Raw genomic sequence first — 3,088 nt, 5'->3', positions numbered from 1 at the left:
CTACATCACCTGGTGCGTGCTGGGCCTCGTTCTCGGCGCACGCCTGGGCTACGCGCTCTTCTACGACCTGCCCACCTACCTGGCCGATCCCCTGGCCGTGCTCCAGGTGTGGCACGGCGGCATGAGCTTCCACGGCGGCCTGCTGGGGCTGTGCGCGGTCACGTGGTTCTGGGGCCGCAAGCACGGCAAAGGCTTCCTGGACATCGCGGACTTCCTCTGCCCCCTGGCCCCGCCGGGCCTGTTGTTCGGGCGCATCGGCAACTTCGTCAACGGCGAGCTCTGGGGCGCGCCCACGGCGCTGCCCTGGGGCGTGGTGTTCCACGAACCCAGGGCGGGCAGCCTGCCGCGCCACCCCTCCCAGCTCTATGAAGCCGGTCTGGAAGGCCTGGCGCTCTTCGTCATCCTTTGGGTCTACTCGTCGCGGCCCAGGGCGCGCGGACGCGTCACGGGTCTCTTCCTGGCCCTCTACGGGGCCTTCCGGTTCGTGGTGGAATTCGTGCGCGAACCCGATCCCCAGCTGGGCTACCTGGCCTTCGGCTGGCTGACCATGGGCCAGATTCTGTGCCTGCCCATGCTGGCCGCCGGGGCCTGGCTGCTGCTGCGCGCCTTGCCCGGGGAGGCCGCCCGCACGCCCTGAAGCCCTTCTCCGTCAAGGAGGCGATCGTGAGCAACGCCTTCGCATCCTGCCCTGGTCCGGGAACGGACCTGCGCCTGGAGGACTCCGAGACCCAGCTCGAGATCATGGAGAGCTGGTTTCGGGGACACTTCGAGTACCCCTCGGCACGCACCCCCTACGATCAGGACCAGGGCCGCCACCAGTGGATCTGGGGCGGCCCCTACAGGGCCTGCGACGTGCTGGCCGGACGTTTCGGGGGGATTGTCCCCGACGAGGCCATTCAGGACCTGTCCGCGCTCCTGGACGCCGAATGCCCCGAGTGGGCGCCGCGCTGGGACGCCGACGGGCTCGACGCCTACCTGGCCCGGGACGTCTGTTCCATCGCGGACTGCCTCCCGGTATGCCTGGACGCCATCGACGCCGCGGCAGAGCTCGCCCGGCAGGAGGCCGCGGCCGTCAGCCCGGCGCTGTGCCGCGCCCTCTATGTGCAGCTCATGGCCTCCCTGGAGACCTATCTGGCCGACGCCTTCCTGGTCATGGTCATGCGTCACTCGGAGCTGTTGCGTCGCTTCGTGGAGAACCATCCGCCGTTCCAGGCCGAGACCATGCGTCTTGCCGACGTGTTCTCGGGGGTCGAGTCCCTCCGGGAGCGGGCCAGGACAGCCCTCTACGACATGGGCTGGCACAACGCGGAGCGCGTGCGCCTGCTCTACAGGAACGTGCTGGGCCTGTGTTTTCCCCCGGAGCAGGCGGAGCTTCTGCGCGCCGTGCGTCGCCGTCACGACATCCTGCACCGGGGCGGCGCGGGAAAGGACGGCGGACTGGGCGCCGTGGGGCCTGCCGAGGTGGCCGACCTGGCCGTGCTGGCCCGGAGCCTGGTCCTCCATGTGGACGAAGGGCTCCAGCGCATCCACGGCCAGCTCGCCCGGAGCGAGGGGCGAGCCCGCCTCTGAGCCGCGCCCGCCTCCGGGCTGAGCCTGCCCGGAACCGCGCTCCGTTCGGACCATGCTTCGCCCGGGATGCGCGGAACGCTTCCCGCGCATCCCTTCGCCGCCAAGCCGGGGGCGTCACCGGGAGGCGGCGTCCCCCGCCGGAACCGGGGCCGGGCCGCCGTCTTCACGCAGCATGGCCAGGAGTTCGGCCGGGTCCTCCACCGGCGGCTCGCAGCGTCCCCGGCGACAGACGAAGGCCTGGGCGCGCCCTTCCGGGGCGTTCATCGCCGCCGTGTGCGGGGCCAGCCCGGCCATGAGGTCTCCGGGGTCCGCCTCTGGGCAGGCCAGGGCGACGAGGACGCCTGGCAGCCACGCGCCGCGCAGGGCCTCCAGCAAGGGGCGCGCGTCCCTCCGGTTCTGCGCCGCCACAACCACGTCCGCGCCGGGGTGTTGCAGCAGGTCCAGGCCGCAGAGGAGCATGGTGAACCCGGCGGGATACTCCTCCAGGGTCCGGCCCGCCGAGCGGGCCAGGGCTTCGGCCCGCTCCGTCAGGTCCGGCCGCGCGCAGAGCCGCCCGAGACGCTCCAGCACCAGCAGGGCCGCCGAGTTGCCCGAAGGGATGGCCGCGTCGTAGTACTGCTTCTGCCGCGTGAGCGGCGTGCCAGCGTCGGCGGCGCTCAGGTGGTAGCCGCCGTCCGTGGGGTCCTGGAAGCGTTCGATCATGGCCTCGGCCAGTTCCAGGGCGGCCCGGAGGCGGCCGGGTTCGAAGTCCGTGAGGTAGAGCTCCGTGAGGCCCCAGGCCAGGAAGGCGTGGTCGTCCAGGGTGCCGGGCACGGCTGCCTGGCCCTCCCGCCAGCGGTGCAGGAGCGCGCCGTCCGGGGCGCGCAGGTTCATGAGCACGAAGTCCGCCGCCCTGGCCGCCGCCAGGGCCATCTCCGGGGCGTCCAGGGCGCGCGACGCCTGGGCCAGGGCGGCGATCATCAGCCCGTTCCAGTCGGTAAGGACCTTGTCGTCCTTGTGGGGGCGCACGCGCCGGTCCCTGGCCTCCAGCAGACGAAGACGCAGGGCTTCGAGCCGCGCCAGTTCCTCCGCCCCGGGCTCGCTCGCCAGGTGCGGGATGTTGCGGCCCGTGGTCTCGCCCGTGGCCTCTTCCCGGTAGTTGCCTCCGGGCTCGAACCCGAAGCGCCGCGCCCAGAAGGCGGCGTCCTCCTCGCCCAGAGCGTCGCGGAGTTCCTCCGCAGTCCAGACGTAGTAGCGGCCCTCCTCGCCCTCGCTGTCGGCGTCCTCCGCACAGAGGAAGCCCCCGTGCCCCCCGGTGAGTTCGCGGGCCACATAGGCGGCGACCTCGCGGGCGGCGCGCCCGAGGAGCGCGTCCCCGCAGGCCTGCCAGGCCTCGGTGCAGGCCATGAGGAGCATGGCCTGGTCGTAGAGCATCTTCTCGAAGTGGGGCAGGAGCCATTGCCTGTCGGTGGCGTAGCGGTGGAAGCCCAGGCCCACGTGGTCGAAGAGCCCGCCCAGGCGCATGGCGCGCAGTGTCTCC

Annotated in this window: 3 protein-coding genes; 2 read left to right on the top strand and 1 reads right to left on the bottom strand. The window is 72.2% G+C overall.

All coding sequences use genetic code 11. The features are described from left to right. On the top strand, positions 1 to 637 hold a 637-nt coding region (lgt, locus tag ACV4UX_RS18260), incomplete at its 5' end, for a prolipoprotein diacylglyceryl transferase (RefSeq protein ID WP_491594707.1). 26 nt (positions 638 to 663) lie between these two features. Further along, a complete protein-coding gene (locus ACV4UX_RS18255) occupies positions 664 to 1,569 on the top strand; it encodes a hypothetical protein (RefSeq protein WP_491594706.1) in 906 nt (301 codons plus the stop codon). Positions 1,570 to 1,683: 114 nt separating this feature from the next. Here the strand turns inward: ACV4UX_RS18255 and ACV4UX_RS18250 are convergent. After that, on the bottom strand, positions 1,684 to 3,088 hold a 1,405-nt coding region (locus tag ACV4UX_RS18250; protein WP_491594705.1), incomplete at its 5' end, for a thioredoxin domain-containing protein.

The sequence above is a fragment of the Fundidesulfovibrio sp. genome (assembly GCF_058402725.1).
This window is presented reverse-complemented; position numbering and strand designations above follow the sequence as displayed.